Origin of the sequence: Micromonospora costi (genome assembly GCF_003626655.1) — a bacterium.
GTDB classification, from domain to species: Bacteria; Actinomycetota; Actinomycetes; order Mycobacteriales; family Micromonosporaceae; genus Micromonospora; species Micromonospora costi.
Window position 1 is genome coordinate 221,202 of record NZ_RBAN01000001.1, and the last position, 20,815, is coordinate 242,016.

Genomic DNA, 20,815 nt, shown 5'->3' on the forward strand with positions numbered 1-20,815 from the left:
CGCGGCGGGTCAGCGGGCGCCGGTCAGCAGCTCGGCGGCGGCGCGTCCCGCGGCGCGGGTCGCGCCGTGCGTCGCGACGTGCACCGCGCCGGTGACCAGCTCGGGCACCCCGAGTTCGACCACGACCGCGTCCGGGTGGGCGGCCAGCGCCCGGGTCACGGCGTCGCGCATCCAGCCGTGCCGGTGCAGGTCGCGGACGACCAGCACCACCGGCCGGCCGTCGGCGCCGGCGGCCGGGTCGGCCGGCACGTCGGGCTCCGCGTACCGGCGGGTGGTCGTGCCGGGCAGCAGCGCGGCGAGCGGGGCGCCCACGCCCCACGGGGTCTCCGCCCCGATGGCGATGTTGCGCGGCGGTTCGAACTCCACCACGTACGCCGGCCGGGTCAGCGGCAGGACGCCCTGGCCGGTGACGCGCAGCGCGCGCCGGGCGGCGGCCATCCCGACCGGCGAGGCGTCGGCCGGCAGGCCGCGCCGGGTCGGGCCGGCGCTGCGGGCGGCGGCCGTCCACGCGGCCAGTTGGCCGACGCGCTTGGCGGCCTCGGCGAGCCGTTCCTCCGGCAGGTCCCCGGCGACCACGGCGGCCACGATGGCGTCGCGCAGTTCGCGTGCCGACTCCTCGTCGGCGCGCTCGCCACCGATGCAGATCGCGTCGGCCCCGGCGGCGAGCGCCCGGACCGCGGTGCCCGCGAAGCCGTACCGGTCGGCGACCGCCCGCATCTCCACCGCGTCGGTCACCACCACACCGGAGAAGCCCAGCTCGTCGCGGAGCAGCCCGCCCAGGATGCGCGGGCTCAGGGTGGCGGGCAGCTCCGGGTCGAGCGCCGGGACCAGCAGGTGGCCGGTCATCACCGCCTGCGCGCCGGCCGCCACGGCGGCACGGAACGGCGCCAGCTCGGTGGCGTCGAGCGCGTCCCGGTCGCCGGTGATGACCGGCAGGTCGTGGTGCGAGTCGACCCGGGTGTCGCCGTGCCCGGGAAAGTGCTTCGCGCAGGCGGCGACGCCACCGGCCTGGAGCCCGCGGACCCAGGCCGCGGTGTGCCGGGCCACCAGCGCGGGATCCGCGCCGAAGGACCGCACGCCGATCACCGGGTTGGCCGGGTTGGAGTTCACGTCGGCGTCCGGCGCGTAGTTCAGGGTGACGCCGAGGCTCGCGAGGTCGGCGCCGAGATCCCGGGCCACCTCCTCGGTCAGCTCCGGGTCGTCGACGGCTCCGAGGGCGAAGTTGCCCGGGCGGGAGCTGCCCCGGCCCGACTCGACCCGGGTGACGTCGCCGGCCTCCTCGTCGATGGCCACGATGACGTCGGGCCGCTCGGCGCGCAGCGCCGCGGTGAGGGCGGCCACCTGGGCGTCGTCGACCACGTTGCGGGCGAAGAGCACCACGGAGCCGAGCCCGTCGCCGAGCCAGCGGCAGACCCAGGGCGGCGGCGTGGTGCCGACGAACCCGGGTTGCAGGACGGCGGCCGCGAGCGCCGCCAGGTGACCCCCGGGCACGCTCATGCCGACGTCTCCCGCCGCTCGGCGCCCGTGCCCGGCGTTCGCCCGCCGTGCCCGACCGTCCGCTCGCTGCGCTCGCTCATGCGGCCCCCGTACCCCCACTTCCCCGCGCCTGGCGGCCCGCCCCGGGCGGGCGGTGCTGCCATGGTCACACCACGCGATCAAATAGTCAATAAACCTTACAGTTGCCGGCGGGGGGCCGCGGTGGGCAGAGTGCGGGCATGGATCCCGCGCTTCTGGCCGACGCGACCAGCCCCGCCGACATCCCCGGCGTACGCCTGCTCGGGCTCGTGGTGGGCGGCCTGCTGCTGCTCGCGGCGATCCGCGCCATGTTCGGCCGCCGCTGACCCGGGCCCCGCGCGAGCCGGCTCCCGGCGGCACCGGTGTGCGAGCGCCGGTGCCGGGGTACGGCTTCCCTCGTTGACCCGGTGACGTCGCGAGGGGGAAGAATGAAGATCGGCTACTTCCTGTCCACCGAGGAGTACGGGCCGGCCGAGCTGCTGGAGCAGGCGCGCGGCGCCGAGCGCGCCGGCTTCCAGGCGCTCTGGATCTCCGACCACTACCACCCCTGGGTCGACGCCCAGGGGCAGAGCCCCTTCGTCTGGTCGGTCATCGGCGCGCTGAGCCAGGTGTGCGCGCTGCCCGTCACCACCGCCGTCACCTGCCCGACCGTGCGGATCCACCCGGCCGTGATCGCCCAGGCGGCCGCGACCAGCGCGGTGCTGCACTCCGGTCGGTTCGTGCTCGGCGTCGGCAGCGGCGAGGCGCTCAACGAGCACATCCTCGGCGACGCCTGGCCGCAGGCCGACGTGCGCCTGGAGATGCTGGAGGAGGCGATCGAGGTGCTGCGCGAGCTGTGGCGCGGCGACTTCGTCAACCACCACGGAAAGCACTACACGGTGGAGCACGCCCGCATCTACACCCTGCCGGACACCCCGCCGCCGATCTACGTCTCCGGCTTCGGACCGAAGGCCGTGGACCTCGCGGCCCGGCTCGGCGACGGCTACATCAGCACCATGCCCGACGCCGACCTCGTCCGCCGATTCCGGGAGGGCGGCGGCGGTGACAAGCCGTGCCAGGCCGGGTTCAAGGCGGCGTACGCCGACAGCGAGGACGAGGGGATGCGGATCGCGTACGAGCGGTGGCCGAACTCGGGCGTGCCCGGCGAGCTGTCCCAGGTGCTCCCGTCGCCCCGGCACTTCGAGCAGGCCGCCCAGCTCGTGAAGCCGGAGATGATGAAGGAGTCGTTCGTCTGCGGCAACAGCGCCGAGGCGCACGTGGAGATGATCGAGCAGTACGCCAAGGCCGGGTTCGACGAGGTCTACGTGGCCAACACCGGCCCCCACCACCAGGGCCTGTTCGACCTCTACGAACGCGAGATCCTGCCCCGCTTCCGCTGACCTCGACGCCCGGGCGTCGCCGCGCGCAGGGCCCCGGCCGGCGTCAGCCGCCGGTCGGGGCGATGCCCCGCCACACGGTGGCGACCAGGTCGCTCACGTCCCGCTCGGACAGTCCGGCCGGCGCGGGCGCCGCCGGGTCGAGCAGGTGGGTGAGCACGAGGTCGTGGCTGACGCCGATGAGCAGTGTCACGGCGGCGTCGACCCGGGCGCGCCGGGCCACGCGGCCCAGCCTCTGCTCCGCGCGGAGGTAGTCGGTGAGCGCGGCACGCACCACCTGCCGGCCCGACACGGAGCCCGGCAGGTCGGCCAGGCGCGCGAGCACCGCCGGCTGGTGCAGCAGGCCGGCGAAGGCCGGCAGGATCGCCGCGTGCAGCGCGACGGAACGGGTCAGGTACGCGCGCAGGTTGGCCTCGACGGTGCCGCTGCCGGCCTCCGGTGGCGGGCCGCCCGCCGCCGCCTCCGCCGCGCGCACGTGCGCGTGCAGGGCGTACGCGAGCAGCTCCTCCTTGTCGGCGAAGTGGTTGTAGAGCACCCCGTCGGCGACTCCAGCGGCACGGGCGATCTCGCGCACGGTGAGGCCGCCCGTGCCGCGCTCGGCGATCAGTCGCTCGGCGGTGGCGATCAGGTGCTCCCGCAGGCTCCGGTCGCCGTCGCGTACCGCCGCCGCTCTCCTCGGTGACACAACCGGATCGTAGACAGGACGTCTCAGTCCGGACGGCGTGCGGTGACCAGCCAGGCGGTGCCGCGCAGGCGTACGGCGTCGGGCCGCTCGTGGGGGCGCAGCGCGTCCACCAGCGCGGCGCGCGCCCGCGCCGCGGCGGCCGGGGCGAGGTTCCGTGCCTGGTGCTGGACCGGGCCCCAGGCGAACAGGAACCCGGCGGCGTCCTCGGCGTCGCGGCCCCAGACCTGGGGCGCCTCCACGGGGACGCAGTCGACGTCGGTGAAGCCCGCCGCCGTGAGCACCCGGCGGGTCACGTCCGGGTCGGCGAGGGACAGCGGCTCGGCCACGCCGGTGCCGTCACCGTCCGTCGGCGGAAGGTGCGGGACGAGCGTGCCGAGCACCGGCCCGAGGTCGCCGCGGCGGGGGTCGTCCAGGCAGACGAACGCGAGCCGCCCGCCGGGCCGCAGCGCGGCGCCGACGGTCGTGAAGGCGGCGACCGGGTCGGCGAAGAACATCACGCCGAAGCGGCTCAGCGCCACGTCGAACGTGGCCGCGGGGAATGGGTGGACCTGCGCGTCGCCGCGTACGAACCGAACGTTGGACACCCCGTCGGCCTCGGCGGTGGCCCGGGCCCGTTCGAGCATCGGGGCGGAGAGGTCGATGCCGACCGCTTCCCGGCAAAGGCCGGCGGCCAGCCGGGTCAGCTGCCCGGTGCCGCAGCCCACGTCCAGGACCCGGTCACCGGGGCGTACGTGCCGCAGCAGCACGGCGTTGAACCCCGCGTTGACCGCGTCGTAGCGGTCGTGGTGCTCGGCCCAGTGCCGCCCCTCGTAGCCGTTCCACGCCTGCGCCTGCCGGTCGTTGACGATCATCGCCGCCCCCTTGTGAACGCTTGTTCATGAACGTGCGTTCATAGTGACCGGAGCGATCCCGGCTGTCAACGCGTCCCGTACCACCCGTCCCGGTTTCGCCGCTGATCAGCTCGGGTACCTCCGGCCCTCGATGAAACTCACCCGGAACTCGACGACGTTGCGCCGCGCGGCCCGCAGCCTCTTCGGCTGGAACGCCCTCCGGCCCAACCAACTGGCCGCCATGCGAGCGGTCATGAAGCGACGCGACGCCCTGGTGGTCCTCCCCACCGGCGCCGGGAAGTCGGCGATCTACCAGATCCCAGCCAGCCTGATCCCCGGACCGACCGTGGTGGTCTCGCCGCTGCTCGCGCTCCAGCAGGACCAGATCGCGGCCCTCAACGAACGCCAGCGGCCCGAGCTGCGCGCGGTCCGCATCAGCTCACACGAGAGCCCCGCGCAGCGGGCCGAGGCGATCGAGGAGATCCGGGCCGGGCGGGCCGAGTTCCTCTTCATCACCCCGGAGCAGCTCAGCAACCCGGACCGGATGGCCGAGGTCCGCTCGCTGAAGCCGGCGCTGGTGGCCGTCGACGAGGCCCACTGCATCTCGGCGTGGGGCCACGACTTCCGCCCCGACTACCTGGCTCTCGGGCATCTCGTCGAGGGCATCGGGCGGCCGCCGGTGGTGGCGCTGACCGCCACCGCGTCCCCGCCCGTCCGCGACGACATCGTGGCGCGGCTGCGGCTGCGCGACCCCGAGGTGGTGATCTCCGGGCTGGACCGCCCGAACCTCTTCCTCGAGGTCGCGTACTGCCCCACCGAGGACTACCGGTGGCGGCGCCTCGTCGCGCTGCTCCAGGAGGACGAGCGGCCGGGCATCATCTACGTCCCGACACGGCGCGCCGCCGAGGAGCTGGCGGCGCGGCTCACCGATGCCGGCTTCCCGTCGCGGTACTACCACGGCGGGATGCCCATGGGCGCCCGCGGCGAGCTGCACGAGGCGTTCCTCGCCGACCAGGTGCCCATCATGGTGGCCACCTCGGCGTTCGGGATGGGGATCGACAAGCCGAACATCGCCTGGGTGGTGCACATGGCGCTGCCCGACTCACCGGACAGCTACTTCCAGGAGATCGGCCGCGCCGGCCGTGACGGCGAACCCGCCCGGGTGCTGCTGCTCTGGCAGGCCGAGGACGTCGGCCTGCAACGCTTCTTCAGCGGCGGGCTGCCCGACACCACCGAGCTGCGGGACCTGGCCGCCCTGCTACGCAAGGAGCCGCGCACGAGGACGCAGCTGCGGGAGCTGACCGGGCTCGGCCCGCGCAAGCTCGGCCAGTACGTGTCCCTGTTGGAGCAGGTCGGCGCCGCCGAGCCCCGGAGCCGGGGGCGGATCGGCGCGCCCCGGTACGCACCGAAACCGGTGGACGCGGCCACGGCGGCCCTCGCCGAGGCCGAACGGCAGCAGACGCTCACCCGGTCCCGTACCGACATGATGCGCGCGTTCGCGGAGACGACGGGCTGCCGCGGGCAGGCGCTGCTGGCGTACTTCGGCGAGCAGATGACCGAGGTCTGCGGGCACTGCGACAACTGCCACGCGGGCACGAGCACCGCCGACGACGGCGCGGTCGGGCCGTTTCCCGTCCACAGTCAGGTCCGCCACCCCGAGTGGGGGCCGGGTCTGGTGCTGAGCTACGAGGAGGACCGCATGACGGTTCTGTTCGACGAGGTGGGGTACAAGACGCTGTCGGTGCGTGTGGTGTCCGAACAGGGCCTGCTGGCACTGGACTAGCCTGAGCCGGGCGCCGCCCGCTCGGCGCGCGCCGACGGATTCGCGTGGACAGACAGGCGGAAGGGGCGTTGCCGTGATCGAACAGCCGGCGTACACCGGGTTCGGTTTCTCCGACGGGGAGTGGGGGCTGCTGGTCGGGCTGCCGCAGGCGGTACTGACCGCGGCGAGCGCCGCCGAGTCCGACGGCACCCGGCGCACCATGGCCGAGAACGCGGCCGGTCTGGAGACCATCGCCGCGGGCCGGGAGTCGGCCAGCCCGCTCGTGGCCGCGGTGGCCGGGGAGATCGTGTCGCGGGTGGGTGACCCGGAGGCGGGCGAGGAGCTGCCGGTCATCTCCCCCACCGATCCGAAGGCGCTGATCGACGACGTGCTCGCGCGTGCCGCCGAGGCCGCGGCCCTGCTCGCCGTGCGGGTCGACGAGGGCGAGGCCGGCGCGTACCGGCACTGGCTCGTGGAGATCGCCGAGCAGGTGGTGGGCGCCGCGTCCAGCGGCGGCGTGCTCGGGCTCGGCGGCGACGTGGTGAGCGACTCCGAGCGCCGCTTCCGCGACCGCCTCTCCCAGGTCCTGAACGACTGACCCCCCCCCCGCGATCTTGCACTTTCTGCCCTGACATACAGGACACATGCCGCATCTCAGGGGCCGAAAGTGCAAGATCGCGGAAAAAGGGGGCGGAGGTCACGGGGTCGGGGTCAGCTCCGGGTCCGGGGTTGAGGTTGGGGTTTCGGTGGTGCGGGTTCCTCGGAGGGTGGCCACCGTGAGGATGCCGGCTAGCAGCATCAGCACCCCGGCGGTGGCGGCGGCCAGGTGCAGCCCGTCGGTGAACGCCGCCACGGCGGCGTGCCGTACGGCCGCGGCCACACCCCCGGGCAGGTCGGCGGCGACCGACAGCGCACCGGCCAGGGTTTCCCGGGCGGCGGCGCCCGCGTCGGCGGGCAGCCCGCCCGGCAGGCCGTCGACCACCTCGCGCCGGTAGACGGCGTTGCCCACGCTGCCCAGCACCGCCATGCCGAGCGCGCCCCCGAGTTCGCTGCTGGACTCGGTGAGCGCCGAGGCCACACCGGCGCGCTCCGGCGGCGCGGCGCCGAGCACCAGCTCGGTGACCAGCGACATCACCGCCACCAGCCCGGCGGCGTAGACGGTGGCGCCGACCAGCAGGGTGACCAGCCCGTCGTCGACCGGCACCCGGGTCAGCACCACGAAGCCGGCGGCCGCCAGGACGAATCCGGCACCGATGAGGTACGCCCGGTCGATCCGCCGGGCGAGCGCCGCCGCGACCGGCGCGATCCCACCCACCACCACGGACGGCACGAGGCTCCACAGCGCCGCACGCAGCGGGCTGAACCCGAGCACCGACTGGAGGTGCTGGGTGGTGAAGATGGCGAAGCCCACCATGGCGAACATGGCCACCAGGTTGATCCCGAGCGCCCCGCCGACCGCGCGGCGGCGGAGCAGGGCGAGGTCGACCATCGGGTACGCGACACGGCGCTGGCGGCGCACGAAGACCACCGCGACCAGCAGCCCGACGACGATGCTCAGGGCCGGACCGCCCGCCCAGCCTTCGCGGGCCAGCTCCTTCACGCCGTAGATCACCGGTAGCAGCGCGGCCAGCGAGAGCACCGAGCTGAGCACGTCGAACCGGCCGGCCGCCGGGTTGCGGAACTCCGGCACCAGCACCGGCGCGAGCAGGAGCAGCAGCACCATCGCCGGGAGGTTGATGAGGAAGATCGACCCCCACCAGAAGTGCTCCAGCAGGATGCCGCTGAGCACCGGCCCGATCGCGATGCCGCCGGTCAGGGTGGCGGTCCAGATGGCGATGGCGGTGCCGCGCTGCTTCTCGTCGTGGAACATGTTCCGGATCAGCGCGAGGGTCGACGGCATGAGAGTGGCGCCGCCGACGCCGAGCACCGCCCGGGCCGCGATGAGGGTGCCGGCGCTGTCGGCGTACGCCGCGAGCAGTGACGCCGCACCGAACGCGACAGCACCGCAGAGCAGCAGCCGGCGCCGGCCGATCCGGTCACCCAGCGCGCCCATCGTGATGAGCAGCCCGGCCAGCACGAAGCCGTAGATGTCGAAGATCCAGAGCTGTTCGGTGCCGGTGGGTCGGAGTTCTGCGCTGATGAACGGAACGGCGAAGTAGAGCACCGAGACGTCCATGGAGACGAGGAGCAGGGGCAGCATCAGCACGCCGAACCCGATCCACTCCCGGCGTCCGGCGCGCGGGATCGAGGTCATGGGAGACTCCTTCTGCGTATGTCGTACGCGTATTTGCGTAGACCATACGCAGAACTAGGATGTGCGGGCAAGGAGGAATCGTGGAGCCGACAACAGACGAGACCGCCCCGGCGCTGCCACCGGCCATCGAGGCCGCCTGGGGGCTGCGCGAGCGCGCGTCGAAGGGCCCCCGGCCCGGGCTCACCCTGGCCGGGATCGTGGCCGCCGGTGTGGCGGTCGCGGACGCCGAGGGCCTGGCCGCCGTCTCGATGAGCCGGGTCGCCAAGGAACTCGGCGCCGCGACCATGGCCCTCTACCGGTACGTCGGCGCGAAGGACGAGCTGCTCACCCTCATGGTCGACGCGGCGTACGGCGAGTCGCCCCGGGCCAGTGGGCAGGGCCCGGACTGGCGGGCCGCGCTACGGCGGTGGGCCTGGGCCGAACGCGCCGCCCTGCACCGGCACCCCTGGGTCGTGCGGGTCCCGATCAGCGGCCCGCCGCTCACCCCCTGCCAGCTCTCCTGGATGGAGGACGGCCTGCGCTGCATGGACGACACCGGGCTGACCGCCGGCGAGAAGATGTCGGTGATGCTCCTCGTCACCGGCTACGTGCGCAACGAGGTGCTGCTCAGCGTCCAGATCCAGGAGGCGAGCGAGTCGTCGGGCCGGCGTCCCGACGAGATCATGCCGGAGTACGCCCGCCGGTTGGCCCGGCTCGCCGACCCGGTCCGTTTCCCGGCGCTGCACGCGGTCCTCGCCTCCGGCGCGATCGACCAGGACGACGACCCGGACGACGAGTTCGCCTTCGGCCTCGACCGGATCCTCGACGGCGTCGAGGCGCTGGTGCACGGCCGCGCCGGCTGAGGGCCGGCCTCCGCCGCTGTCCGGAATCGCGGACGGTGAGGCAGGATCAGGGGATGGCGGGGTTACGGGTCGAGACGGTGGACACCGGCGCGGTGCCCCCGGCCGACCGCTTCCCGCTCTGGCTGGACATGGCCGACCGGTTCTCCGCCCCCGTCGCCTTCACCAGCGACCACATGGGCGACTTCCGCGGCCACGCCCGGCTGATCGACGTCAACGGCATCGGGCTCAGCCGGTTCCGCTACCAGTCGCTCGTCGGCCGGCGCACGCCCCGCCTGATCCGGCAGGCCGACCCGGAGGTGTACCAGGTCGCGCTGGCGACGAGCGGCACCTGCGCGATCAGCGCGAGCCGGCGGGACACGGCGATCCCGGTGGGTGACTTCACGCTGGTGGACTGGGGCCGCCCCCACGACCTGGAGCACGCCGGCGACGACGACCGGCACGTCCCGGCGGCCTCGGTGACCGCCGTCATCCCCCGGGCACTGCTGCCGCTGCCCGCCGACAAGGTGGACCGCCTCACGGCCGCGCGGCTGTCCGGATCGGACGGTCCCGGCACGCTGCTGGCGCAGCACCTGCACCACGTCACCCGGCACCCGGAGCAGTTCCGTGCCGCCGACGCGCCGTACCTGGCGGACGTCACGCTCAGCCTGGTCTCCGCCCTTCTCGCCCGTCACCTCGACGTCGAGGGTGAACTGCCGGGTGACGTCCGCCGGCAGGTCCTCCTCGCCCAGGTCCGTGACTTCGTGGAGCGGCACCTCGGCGACCCGGCGCTGAGCCCGCAGGTCGTGGCGGACGCCCACCACATCTCCCTCCGGACGCTGCACCGGCTGTTCGCGGGCGAGGACACGGTGGCCGGCGTGATCCGTCGCCGCCGACTCGAACGCTGCCGCCGGGACCTGGCCGATCCCCTGCTGCGCCACCGACCGGTCCACCTCATCGCCCGGCGGTGGGGCTTCACCGACAAGGCGCACTTCAGCCGGGCCTTCCGTGCCGCGTACGGAGCAGGTCCGCAGGCGTACCGCGCCGAGCAGCACCGCGAGCCGCCGGGCTGATCCCGGGCGGGATGGCACGCGAGGTCAACCGGTCGGCGTCGGCGGTCAACCCGGAACCGGCAGACTGGCTCGGACGCGGCCGACCCTTCTGAACCGTCGGGATGGTCGGGCCGCCAACGGGGGCCGTGGCGCGGCGTCCGCCGCCGGCGGCGGCGGACGACCGCCCGGTGACCCGGCCGCGACGACTGACGCTCCGGCCCCGTCGCCTCCCCCCAGGACCGTGGCGGGGCCGGTCAGGCCTCCTCCAGAAGCTCCAGCACCGCCCGCTCGGCCTTCTCACGCGGCGCGTCGGGATCCACCGTCACGAGCACGCCGTCGTGGTAGAGGTCGACCACCCGCGGGTCCACGTAGGACGTACGGGCCACGGTCGGTGTGTTGCCCAGCAGCTCGGCGACCTCCCGCATCACGGCGGCCACCGCCCGCTTGCGGGCCGTGGCCGAGCGGGCCGGCCCCGCCCCGGCCAGCTCGATGGCGGCCCGGACGGTGGCGTGCCAGGTGCGGAAGTCCTTCGCGGTCATCTCGCCGCCGCTGGCGTCGCGCAGGTACTCGTTCACGTCGTCGGCGCGCACGTCCCGCCAGTCGCGGCCGTCCCAGTACCCGAACAGCCGCTCCGCGCGGCGGCGCCGCCGCCGCAGGTTCGTGAGCACCCGGCACAGCTCCGGGTCCTCGATCCGGCGTACCTGCTCGATGCCGCCCTTGGCGGGGAACTCGAAGACCACGCAGCCGCGCCGGGACCGGGCGTGCTCGGGGCGCAGCGTCGACACACCGAACGTCGGGTCGTCGCCGGCGGCGTACTGGTCGCTGCCCACCCGGAACATCCCCATGTCCAACAGCCGGGCCACCGTGGCGAGCACCCGCTCCCGGTTCAGGCCGCGCCCGTCCAGGTCCTGCTCGACGCGGGCGCGCAGCGTCGGCAGCCGCCGTGCCACCTCCAGGACGTGGTCGAACTTCGCCTCGTCGCGCTTCTCCCGCCACGCCGGGTGGTAGAGGTACTGCTTGCGGCCGGCAGCGTCGATCCCGGTCGCCTGGATGTGCCCGTTCGGGTACGGACAGATCCACACGTCCCGCCAGGCGGGCGGGATGACGAGGGCACGCAGCCGCTCCACGGTGTCCGGGTCACGGACCGGCTCACCGCTCGGGTCCAGGAAGAGCCATCCCTTCCCGCGCCGGCGGCGTCCGTACCCCGCCCGGCCGGGATCGCTACGCCGCAACCGCACCGGAGTCCCGCACCACCCGTTCCACCTCGTGCACGGCGGCCGACACCTCCTCGACGCCGAGGGCCATCAATGACGGGTGGCTTCCTACCCCGTCCCACCTGGGCCAATCCCTTGATCCGGCCCAGATCACACGGTGCCGGGGGCGGTCCGGTGGCGGGCCCCAACGGTCCGGGGGCACCGGGCCGAAGAGCACCACCGACGGCGTGCCGTAGCCGGTCGCGAGGTGGGCCACACCCGTGTCCCCGCTCACCACGACCCGGGCGTCCGCCACTAGAGCGGCCAGCTCACCGAGGCCGGTGCGGCCGGCCAGCACGGCCTCGGGCGGCAGCCCGGCCGCGGCGGCCACCCGGGCGGCCAGACCCCGCTCGCCGGCCGTCCCGGTGAGCACCACACGGTGCCCCCGTTCCGCGAGCTTGCGGGCCAGGGCGGCGAACCGGTCGGACGGCCACCGCTTCGCGGTGATCTTCGACCCGGGGTGCAGCACGGTCGCCCCCGCCGGCATCCCGGTCTCCGGGGGGCGGCGCAGCGCCAGGTCGCGCCGGTCGGCGGGGACGCCGTACCAGGCCAGCAGCCGGCACCAGCGGTCCACCTCGTGCTCGTCCTCGTCCCACTCCGGCCCGCCGGCGAAGCCCGCCTCGAGGTTGGCGAACGCGAGCAGCCGGCCGGGGTCGAGGGCGGCCAGCGCCCGGTGCGACTGCGGGCCCCGCCCGTGCAGGTTGACCGCGAGCCGGGGCGCGGGACCCGGGAGGCGTACCGAAGCCGGGTCGGCGGTGTCGACCAGCCGGTCGACGCCACCGACGAGCGCGACCAGCGGCGCCAGCGGCGCCGGCGCGGCGAGCACGAGCGGCTCCGCGGGGTGGGCGGCCCGCAGCGCGCGCAGCGCCGGCACCGCGGTGGCCAGGTCGCCGACGCCGAGCGCGCGCAGCACGAGGATCACGGGTACGACGACTCCTGCTCGGCGCAGACCACCATCTCCCGCACCGCGCACCCCGGCGGCTGGGCGAGCGCGAACATGACGGCGGCCGCCGTGTCGGCCGGGTCGTTGAGCACCGCGTCCGCGCCGGGACGGTAGCGCTCGTCGCGCTCATCGAAGAAGGCGGTGCGCATGCCGCCGGGGACGAGCAGGGTCACGCCGACGGTGCCGGCGAGTTCGGCGGCAAGGGCCCGGGTGAAGCCGACCACCCCGAACTTCGCGGCGCAGTACGCGGTGGCGTCGCTGACGGCCTTCACGCCCAGCGTGGACGCGACGGTCACGATGGTGCCGCGGGACGCCTCCAGGTAGGGCAGCGCGGCCCGGATCACGGCGGCGGTGGCGAGCAGGTCGACGGCCACGATGCGCTCCCACGTCTCGGCCGGCACGTCGGCCAGCCGGCCGGGCACGTCCATCCCAGCGGCCGTCACCACGGCGTCCAGGCCGCCGGAGCGCTCGGCCAGCCGCCGGGTGGCGTCCTCGGCGGCGCGGGTGTCGGCGAGGTCGCACTCGATCCACGGCACCCCGTCACCGGGGCGCTGCCGGTCGATCACCAGGGGCCGGCCGCCGGAGCGGGCGACCGCGGTCACCACGGCCGCGCCCAGGCCGCTCGACCCGCCCGTGACGAGCACGGTGGGGCCGGCGCCGGACGGCGCGGCGGTCACCGGGTCCCCTCCGTGGCCCGTGCCGGCGCGGCGGACCAGCCGGGCTCGGGCCCCCGGGAGGCGTCGCAGCACGGACCGCCGACCTGACCGCCGGCGCGGGCCGCGGCGATCATGTCGGTGGTGGACCGCCCGTCCAGGTACGGCACCACCACCGTGTGCCCGCCCCAGCGGCGCAGGATCTCCGCCTCCGGCAGGGCCGGTGTGTCGCCCGCGCCGGTCGCGTAGTCGCCGCCCTTGACCCAGATGTCCGGACGCAGCCAGGTCAGCGCGGCCTGCGGCGTCGGCTCGTCGAAGATCAGCACAGCGTCCACGCAGCTCAACGCGGCCAGCAGCCGGCTGCGGTCGCCCTCCGGGACGACCGGCCGCTCCGGCCCCTTGAGACCGGCCACGCTCGCGTCGGAGTTGAGGCAGACGATGAGGCAGTCGCCGAGCTTGCGGGCCGCCTGGAGCGTCGCCACGTGCCCGGCGTGCAGCAGGTCGAAGCAACCGCCGGTGGCCACCACCGTGCCGCCGGCGGCCCGGACCTCGGCGAGCACGGACGCCACCGCGGACACCCCGATCCGCTCGCCGCCCGGGCCGGACACGGCGCCCACCTCGGGGCGGGCCGGGGGCGGAAGGGCGCTCGCCACTCCCCCGCCGGCCACGAACGCGGACGCCTCCGCGACCGCCTCCTGCACCGCCTCGGAGACCAGCGCCCCGCGGGCCAGCGCGAGGCTCGCGGTGGCCGCGAACCGGTCACCGGCGCCGCAGGTGTCCCCCTCGGCGGTGATCGGAGGCGGCACCACGAGCGGCGTCGAGTCGGTGTGGCAGAGCAGGGCGCCGTCGCCGCCGAGGGTCACGGCGACCGCCGCGGCCCGCCAGCGCCGGCGCAGGCCCTGTGCGCCCCGGGACGCCGTGGCGAGGCGGGTCGCCCCGGGCAGCGCCGGGACGAGTTCGCGCGCCTCGGACTCGTTCGGCGTGGCCAGCTGCACGCCGGGCACCGCGGCCGGTCCGCGCGGGTGCGGGTCCCAGACCACCGGCGCCCGGGTCGCGGCGAGCGCGGCCCGCAGCGCCGGATGCCGGGCCACCCCCCGGCCGTAGTCGCTCACCAGGACGGCGGAGGCGTTCCCGATCGCCCGCAGCACGGCCTCGGTCGGCTCGCCGGGCTCGCCCGGCTGGCCGCCCCGGTCGTGGCGCAGCAGCACCCGGCCCCGGGCCCGCAGCCGGATCTTCTCGGGCGTGGCTCCGGTGAGCGGCAACGCGTACACCTGGACACCCGCCGAGGCGAGCAGCGCGCTGAGCCGGGCGCCGCCGGCGTCGTTGGCGAGCGCGGTCACCAGCACCACCTCGGCGCCCTGGGCGGCGGCGAAGACCGCGGCCAGGCCGGCGCCACCGGGCCGGTCGACGTACTCGGTCTCGTCGAGCACCGGCACCGGAGAGTCCGGACAGAGCCGGCTGACCACCCCTTCGACGTCCCGGTCGAGCAGGGTGTCACCGACCACCACCACGGGTCCCGTCACGCTTCCCTCCTCATCCTGTCGCCTGCACCTGCTGCCCCGCACCGCCGTCGAGCACCACCTCCACCCCGGTGCGTACGCTGCCCGGCCGGGCCGGCTCGGGCGCGGGCACGTCGGCCGCCGCGGCCAGCGCCCCGGGCAGGGCCTGGTCGACGTACTCGCAGAGCACGTGGGTGGAGACCAGGTGCAGTTCCTGCACGACCTGACTGTCCGGCGAGGCGATCGCGAGCGCCTCGTCGCAGGCGTCGGCGAGGGGGTTGGGGGCGGGGCCGGTGAAGGCCCAGGTGCGCAGGCCGGTGTCGTGGGCGGTGTGGGCGGCGGTGAGGAGGTTGGGGCTGGTGCCGCTGGTGGAGAGCAGGAGGAGGATGTCGCCGGGTCGGCCGTGGGCGCGGACCTGGCGGGCGAAGACGGTGTCGTAGCCGTAGTCGTTGGCGATGGCGGTGAGGGCGGAGGTTTCGGCGTGTAGGGCGATGGCGGACAGGGGTTGGCGGTCGTCGCGGAGTTTGCCGACGAGTTCGGCGGTGAGGTGTTGGGCTTCGGCGGCGCTGCCGCCGTTGCCAGCCACCAGCAACCGCCCACCCCCGGCCAGCCGCTGGGCCAACGCCTCACCCCACCGGGCGAGCAGCCCCTCGCACTCCCGGTACGGCAGCAGGGCCGCGGCCAGGTTCGCCAGGTGGGCGTCGAACAGCGAGCCGGGCATCAGGCCACCACCCGGCTGGGCCGGCGCACGGCGGCCACCTCGCCGTAGACCTCCGCCAGCCGCTCCGCGGTGGCCGCCCACGAGTAGCGCAGGCGGGCCCGCTCCTGCGCGGTCGTGGCGTACGCGAAGCGGCGCATCCGGTCGTCGAGCAGCCGCTGGATCGCGGTGCCCAGTGCGCGCGGGTCGCGGGCCGGCACGAGATCACCGGTGACGCCCTCCACCACGGTGTCCTTGAGCCCACCGACCGCCGTGCCGATCACGGGCACGCCGCAGGCCATCGCCTCCAGCGGGGTGAGCCCGAACGGCTCGTACCAGGGGGCGGCCACCAGCACGTCGGCCGACCGGTACCAGCGGCCCATCTCCTCCCGTGGGACCGCCCCGACCAGCCGTACCCGGTCGGCGACCCCGCACGACTCGGCGAGCGCCCGCAGCCGCCGGGCGTACGGGTCGGTCTCCAGCAGCCCCGCGGGTGGCCCGCCGACCACCACGCACTCGGCGTCCGGGACCAGCGTCATGGCGCGGATCACGGTCTGGAAGCCCTTGCGTTCCACGAGGCGGCCGACGGTGAGGATCCGGGCCCGTCCGGGCTCGCGGTCGGCGGCCGGCCCGAGCGGGGCGAACGTGGTGAGGTTGACCCCGGACGGGATCACCGTCATCCGTGACCGCGGCACACCCATCCGCACCAGTTCGCCCACCTCGTCCTGGCACTGGGCGACGACCCGGTCCACCGACCGGCCCAGCTCCCGCTCGTACGCGATCCGGCGGGCCGGGCTGGTGTCCTGCACGCCCTGGTGCCGCCGCTTCACGGTGCCGAGCGCGTGGTAGGTCTGCACCACCGGCACCCCGGTCTGCCGGCTGGCCGTGAGCGCCGCGAGGCCGCTCATCCAGAAGTGCGCGTGGACCACCTCCGGCACCCAGTCGCCGCCCCGCCACCGGTCGACGAGCCAGCGGCTGAACTCCTTCATGTGCGGCAGCAGCGCGTCCTTGGCCACCGGCTCCGCCGGCCCGGCCGGTACGTGCACCACGTCGTACCCGTCCGGGCTGCGGACGGTGACCGGCAGGTCCACGGCGTCGCGGCGGGTGTAGACCCGCACGTCGTGCCCGGCGTCCGCGAGCGCGGCGGAGAGCTCCGCGACATGCGTGTTCTGGCCGCCGGCGTCCTCGCCGCCGAGGATGGCGAGCGGACTGGCGTGCTCCGAGATCATCGCGATGCGCATACTTCCTCCTCCAGCAGCCGGTCCCAGTCGGCGAGGAAACGGTCGAGCCCGTACCGGTCGCGCGCGGCGGTCCTGGCCGCCGCGCCGGCCTGTCGCGCGAGCGCCGGTTCGTCCAGGAACCGGCGGGTGGCGTCCAGCAGCGTGTCGACGCGTGTGGCGAGAGCGCCCGCGCCCGGTGGCACGGCCATCACGGCCTCGGTGGTGGCCAGCGCGACGACCGGCATGCCGATCGCCATGGCCTCGATGAGGCTGAGCCCGAGCGAGGTCCACCGGCACAGGTGCAGGTACGCCCGCCGCCGTGCCAGCTCGGCGTGCATCGTGGCCTGCGGGATGTCGTCGTGGCTGGTCACGCGCTCGGGTGGCAGCCCGAGCCGGTCGGCCAGCCCCGCGACCTTCATGCCGAACACGTCCAGCGGCGCGATCTCGGCGAACCGGGGCAGCAGGTCCGTGCCGGTGACCCGCCACCGGCGTACCGGCTCGTTGATCACGACGGCCAGCCGGTCGAGTTCGCCGGTGTACTCCACGGCGGGCGGGACGATGCCGTGGTCCACCACCGTCGTCCGGGTCGTCCCGGTGTCCCAGAAGAGCTGGTTGAACCCGGTCACGTGGGCGATGAGCAGGTCGTCGCGGTCGGCGAGGGGGTGGCGGCTGTGGGGGACGTCGCCGTCTTTGGGGGTGTTGTGTTCGACGTAGATGGCGGGTAGGTCGCGGCCGGGGCGGCGGTGTAGCCATTGTTCGGTGAGGTCGATTTCTTCGGGGCGTTGGAGGATGACGAGGTCGATGGGGGTGGTGGGGAGGTCGTCGGGGTGGATTTCGGTGGCGGTGTCGGGCCAGGGGTAGGTGCGGGCGCGGCCGAGGCCGTAGGGGCCGCGGTCGGGGGTGGTCGGCACGAGGTAGCGGTGCCGGCCGTGCACGAACGCGGTGGTCCAGGAGCCGTGCACGTGCCAGAGCAGGATGTTCATCGGCCGCTCCCGCCGGTGGCCGGCACCGCCACGCCCGCGGTCGCGGGCCCGACCGGCTCGCCGGGCACCCCGAGCACGCGCAGCGCCTCGACCACCTCGGCCGGGTCGACGCCGGCCAGGCAGGGGTGGCCGGGGACGGGGCAGGTGGCGGCGCGGGTGTCGCGGCAGGGCGCGGCGGCGTCGCCGAGGCGTACGGTGGGCACGCGGTAGGGACCCCACTGTCCGAACGGGACTGTCGGGGCGAACAGGCTGACCACCGGCACACCGAAGGCGGCCGCGAGGTGCGCCGGGCCGGTGTTGCCCACCACCATCGCGGCCGCGCCGGCGACCACCCCGGCCAGCTCCGCGAGTCCGGTACGCCCGCCGAGGTCCACGCCACCGGCGGCGGCCACCGCGGCGGTCACCTCCCGCTCGTCCGGGCCGCCGGTGACCACCACCCGGTGGCCGGCGTCGACCAGCGCGCTGGCGATCCGCGCGGCCAGCTCGGGCGGTATCGCCCGGCTGGAGGCCGCCGAGCCGGGGTGCAGCACGACGTAGCCCGGGGCGCCGAGCCGCGCCGGAGCCGGGGGTACGGCGCCGGCCCGCAGGCGGAGGGTGGGTTGGTCGGTGGGGGCCAGGCCGTAGCCGGCGGCGGCGGCGAGGGACAGGGCGCGTTCGGGTTCGGGAACACCGACCGGGACCCGGTGCCGCACGTCGAGCAGACTGCCCGGATAGTCCTCACTGATCCCCGACACACGTGGCACCCCGGCCATACGCAGCAGCAGCGCCAGCGGCAGCGGCGACTGGTGGAACGAGGTGAAGATGACCGCCTCATCCGCACCGATCGCGGCCAGCCGGTCGGTCAACGCGGCCATCTCCGCGGGGTTCACCCGGTCGGGGTCCGGGTCGATCCACGGCAACGGATGCTCCACGACCTCGTCCACACCGGGTAGCAGATCCGCCGCCGCCCGGCCCCGCGGCCCGCACAGCAGCACGACCCGGTCGGCGTGGTGGGCGACAGCGCGGATCGCGGGGCCGGTGACCAGCACATCCCCCGCCGAATCGGCGCGGACCACCAACACCGTCCCACCCCGCCGCCCGGCGGACCGCCCGACGGCAGGTCGCACGGCGGGTTGGACGGCGTGTTGGCGGCGCAGGATCTCCTCCACCGCCTCGCAGAAGTCACCCGCCACCCACGGCGCCGCCGCGACCTCCTCCGGCCGCGTCACCGGCGTCGGCACCAACACCCCCACCGCACCCGCCGCCAACGCCGCCGTGACATCCCGACCGATGTCCCCCACCACCACACACCGGCCCGGCACCGTGCCCAACTCCGCCGCCGCCGCCCGCACCAACCCCGGCAACGGCTTCCGACACCCACACCCATCCGCCTCATCGTGCGGACACACCTGCCACGAATCGAACGGCCCCACCAACGCCTCGATCCGCGCATGCACCGCACGCATCTGACCCACCGAGAAAAACCCACGCGCCAAACCCGACTGGTTCGACACCACACCCAACCGCAACCCCGCCGCCCGCAACCGGTCCAACCCCACCCGCACACCCGGCAACAGCCGCACCTTCTCCGGATCACCGTTGTACGGCACGTCCTCCACCAACGTGCCATCCCGATCCAGCAACACCGCATCGAAGAGGACCGGCCCGGACCCGGCCCGGTCAGCACCGGCAAAAACCCCGGCTGACCTGCACTGATCCGGCTTCACCTGGTCCTGTCGCACAGCCGGCGGGTTCCCTGCGCCCCGGGGAGTAAACGTCAGCTCCGACCCGGTGGCAGCAACCGCGCACGTCGCGGCCCCGCATGGCCGCCCGCGCTGGCCTTACCCGTCGCCCCGGAGAAGCTAACCCACCGCTCCTGTTAGCCCCGCTCGCGGCGCGGGTATGGGGACGCAGTGGCGATTGTGGAGAAAGTGATCGACGCATCCCCCCAGCAGGTCTTCGACGTGCTGGCCGACGGGTGGACGTACAGCGACTGGGTGGTCGGCACCGCGCACGTACGGGACGTGGACGACGCCTGGCCACGGGTCGGCAGCCAGCTGCACCACCGGGCCGGGCCGTGGCCGTTCTCGTTGCAGGACGCCTCGACCGTGCTGCTGTCCGAGCCCCCGCACCGGCTGGTCCTGCGGGCGGGCCTGTGGCCGGCCGGCGAGGCGATCGTCACCTTCACGCTCGACCCGGTCGGTGACGGCGCCACCCGCGTGCGGATCGGCGAGGACTTCGCGGCCGGGCCCCTGCGCTGGATCCGCACCAAGCTCAACGACGTGGTGCTGCACCTGCGCAACCGGGAGACGCTCAACCGCCTCTCGGACATCGCCACCCGGCAGACGGACAAGCGATGACGCAGGCCGTGGTCGTGACGGGCGCGAGCGCGGGCGTGGGCCGGGCCGTCGCCCGGGCGTACGCCGACCGGGGCGCCCGGATCGCGCTGCTCGCGCGCGGCGAGGCCGGCCTGGCCGCCACCGAACGGGACTGCCGCGAGCGCGGCGCCGCCGAGGTCCGCACCTACCGGGTCGACGTGGCCGACGCCGGCGCCGTGCAGCAGGCCGCCGACGACGTGGTGCACCGCTGGGGCGTGATCGACGTCTGGATCAACAACGCGATGGTCTCGGTCCTCGCCCCGGCGTGGGAGATCACCGCGCCGGAGTTCCGCCGGGTCACCGAGGTCAACTACCTGGGCACGGTGCACGGCACGCTCGCCGCACTGCGCCACATGCGGGCGCACGGGCGGGGCACGATCGTGCAGGTGGGCTCGGCGCTGGCCTACCGGGGCATCCCGCTGCAGTCGGCGTACTGCGCGTCCAAGCACGCCATCCAGGGCTTCAACGACTCGCTGCGGGCGGAGCTGCTGCACGACCGCCCGACCGTGCGGGTCTCGATGGTGCAGCTGCCCGCGGTGAACACCCCCCAGTTCTCCTGGGTCCGCACCCGCCTCCCCCGGCACCCCCAGCCCGTACCGCCGATCTTCGCGCCGGAGGTGGCCGCGCGGGCCGTCCTCTGGGCCGCCGACCACGGCGTCCGCGAGCTGAACGTGGGCGGCCCCACCTGGCGGGACAACCTCGACCACCCCGGGGACGCCGAGCGGGACCGCGGCGCCGACGGCGTCTTCGCCGACCGGGCCCGTGACCGGTCCGCGGCGCTCTGGGTGAGCACCCACAAGCCGGCGCTCTCCGGCCTGGCCCTGGCCGGTGTGGCCCTCGCCCTCGCCGGGGTGTCGCGGCGCCTCCGCTGAGCGGCATCACCCGAGGTCAGCCGGCTCGACCCGGTCGCCAACGGTC

General features: G+C 75.0%; 20 protein-coding genes. 8 read left to right on the forward strand and 12 right to left on the reverse strand.

Annotated elements, in window-relative coordinates; translation table 11 throughout:
* Positions 1-9 precede the first annotated feature (9 nt).
* Positions 10-1,497 carry a glycoside hydrolase family 3 protein gene (locus D7193_RS01030; protein ID WP_120777500.1) on the reverse strand — a complete coding sequence of 496 codons (1,488 nt, stop codon included), beginning with the start codon at positions 1,495-1,497 and terminating at the stop codon, positions 10-12.
* A 218-nt stretch (positions 1,498-1,715) separates the two neighbouring features.
* Here D7193_RS01030 and D7193_RS34505 point away from each other — a divergent pair, with 218 nt between their 5' ends.
* Both D7193_RS34505 and D7193_RS01035 read left to right on the forward strand, forming a co-directional pair.
* Positions 1,716-1,841, forward strand: a complete 126-nt coding sequence (locus tag D7193_RS34505) for a hypothetical protein (RefSeq protein ID WP_277749887.1) — start codon at positions 1,716-1,718, stop codon at positions 1,839-1,841.
* A gap of 102 nt (positions 1,842-1,943) precedes the next feature.
* Positions 1,944-2,894 (forward strand): TIGR03557 family F420-dependent LLM class oxidoreductase, encoded by a 951-nt coding sequence (locus D7193_RS01035; protein ID WP_120777501.1) that lies wholly within the window; start codon positions 1,944-1,946, stop codon positions 2,892-2,894.
* A gap of 43 nt (positions 2,895-2,937) precedes the next feature.
* On the opposite strand, the gene D7193_RS01040 is transcribed toward D7193_RS01035, so the two are convergent.
* Complete coding sequence (locus tag D7193_RS01040; RefSeq protein ID WP_120777502.1) at positions 2,938-3,576, reverse strand: TetR/AcrR family transcriptional regulator; 639 nt, start codon at positions 3,574-3,576, stop codon at positions 2,938-2,940.
* Between the two features lie 23 nt (positions 3,577-3,599).
* Complete coding sequence (locus tag D7193_RS34015) at positions 3,600-4,427, reverse strand: class I SAM-dependent methyltransferase (protein ID WP_120777503.1); 828 nt, start codon at positions 4,425-4,427, stop codon at positions 3,600-3,602.
* Positions 4,428-4,557: 130 nt separating this feature from the next.
* Here D7193_RS34015 and D7193_RS01050 point away from each other — a divergent pair, with 130 nt between their 5' ends.
* Positions 4,558-6,189, forward strand: a complete 1,632-nt coding sequence (locus tag D7193_RS01050; protein WP_120779155.1) for a RecQ family ATP-dependent DNA helicase — start codon at positions 4,558-4,560, stop codon at positions 6,187-6,189.
* Between the two features lie 73 nt (positions 6,190-6,262).
* Complete coding sequence (locus D7193_RS01055; RefSeq protein WP_120777504.1) at positions 6,263-6,766, forward strand: hypothetical protein; 504 nt, start codon at positions 6,263-6,265, stop codon at positions 6,764-6,766.
* Positions 6,767-6,865: 99 nt separating this feature from the next.
* Here D7193_RS01055 and D7193_RS01060 read toward each other — a convergent pair whose 3' ends face one another.
* Complete coding sequence (locus D7193_RS01060) at positions 6,866-8,422, reverse strand: MFS transporter (protein WP_120777505.1); 1,557 nt, start codon at positions 8,420-8,422, stop codon at positions 6,866-6,868.
* A gap of 80 nt (positions 8,423-8,502) precedes the next feature.
* Between D7193_RS01060 and D7193_RS01065 the strand changes: the two genes are divergently transcribed.
* A complete protein-coding gene (locus tag D7193_RS01065; RefSeq protein WP_241562772.1) occupies positions 8,503-9,264 on the forward strand; it encodes a TetR/AcrR family transcriptional regulator in 762 nt (253 codons plus the stop codon).
* Between the two features lie 53 nt (positions 9,265-9,317).
* The gene (locus D7193_RS01070) at positions 9,318-10,313 is read left to right on the forward strand and encodes an AraC-like ligand-binding domain-containing protein (RefSeq protein WP_120777507.1); all 996 of its coding nucleotides are present in this window, start codon (positions 9,318-9,320) and stop codon (positions 10,311-10,313) included.
* 233 nt (positions 10,314-10,546) lie between these two features.
* Here D7193_RS01070 and D7193_RS01075 read toward each other — a convergent pair whose 3' ends face one another.
* The 8 genes from D7193_RS01075 to D7193_RS01110 are packed head-to-tail and all read right to left on the reverse strand — an operon-like array spanning position 10,547 to position 19,165.
* Positions 10,547-11,530 (reverse strand): DNA topoisomerase IB, encoded by a 984-nt coding sequence (locus D7193_RS01075; protein ID WP_120777508.1) that lies wholly within the window; start codon positions 11,528-11,530, stop codon positions 10,547-10,549.
* Positions 11,514-12,467: a glycosyltransferase family 9 protein gene (locus tag D7193_RS01080; RefSeq protein WP_120777509.1), complete on the reverse strand. Its 954-nt coding sequence runs from the start codon at positions 12,465-12,467 to the stop codon at positions 11,514-11,516. The genes D7193_RS01075 and D7193_RS01080 overlap by 17 nt, the downstream gene beginning before the upstream one ends.
* Entirely contained in the window at positions 12,464-13,165 is a 702-nt protein-coding gene (locus D7193_RS01085; RefSeq protein ID WP_120779156.1) for an SDR family oxidoreductase, read from the reverse strand. Before D7193_RS01085 ends, D7193_RS01080 begins: the two co-directional genes overlap by 4 nt.
* Positions 13,162-14,664: a PfkB family carbohydrate kinase gene (locus D7193_RS01090; RefSeq protein ID WP_120777510.1), complete on the reverse strand. Its 1,503-nt coding sequence runs from the start codon at positions 14,662-14,664 to the stop codon at positions 13,162-13,164. The genes D7193_RS01085 and D7193_RS01090 overlap by 4 nt, the downstream gene beginning before the upstream one ends.
* 10 nt (positions 14,665-14,674) lie before the next feature.
* Positions 14,675-15,361, reverse strand: a complete 687-nt coding sequence (locus D7193_RS01095) for a D-sedoheptulose-7-phosphate isomerase (protein WP_120777511.1) — start codon at positions 15,359-15,361, stop codon at positions 14,675-14,677.
* A complete protein-coding gene (locus D7193_RS01100; RefSeq protein WP_120777512.1) occupies positions 15,361-16,578 on the reverse strand; it encodes a glycosyltransferase in 1,218 nt (405 codons plus the stop codon). The genes D7193_RS01095 and D7193_RS01100 overlap by 1 nt, the downstream gene beginning before the upstream one ends.
* Entirely contained in the window at positions 16,563-17,540 is a 978-nt protein-coding gene (locus D7193_RS01105) for a glycosyltransferase (protein ID WP_120777513.1), read from the reverse strand. The genes D7193_RS01100 and D7193_RS01105 overlap by 16 nt, the downstream gene beginning before the upstream one ends.
* A complete protein-coding gene (locus D7193_RS01110) occupies positions 17,537-19,165 on the reverse strand; it encodes an HAD-IIIA family hydrolase (RefSeq protein WP_174242527.1) in 1,629 nt (542 codons plus the stop codon). Before D7193_RS01110 ends, D7193_RS01105 begins: the two co-directional genes overlap by 4 nt.
* Positions 19,166-19,450: 285 nt before the next feature.
* On the opposite strand from D7193_RS01110, the gene D7193_RS01115 reads away from it, so the two are divergent.
* Positions 19,451-19,879 (forward strand): SRPBCC family protein, encoded by a 429-nt coding sequence (locus D7193_RS01115; RefSeq protein WP_338324070.1) that lies wholly within the window; start codon positions 19,451-19,453, stop codon positions 19,877-19,879.
* Entirely contained in the window at positions 19,876-20,769 is an 894-nt protein-coding gene (locus D7193_RS01120; RefSeq protein WP_120777516.1) for an SDR family oxidoreductase, read from the forward strand. Before D7193_RS01115 ends, D7193_RS01120 begins: the two co-directional genes overlap by 4 nt.
* Positions 20,770-20,815: the final 46 nt, after the last annotated feature.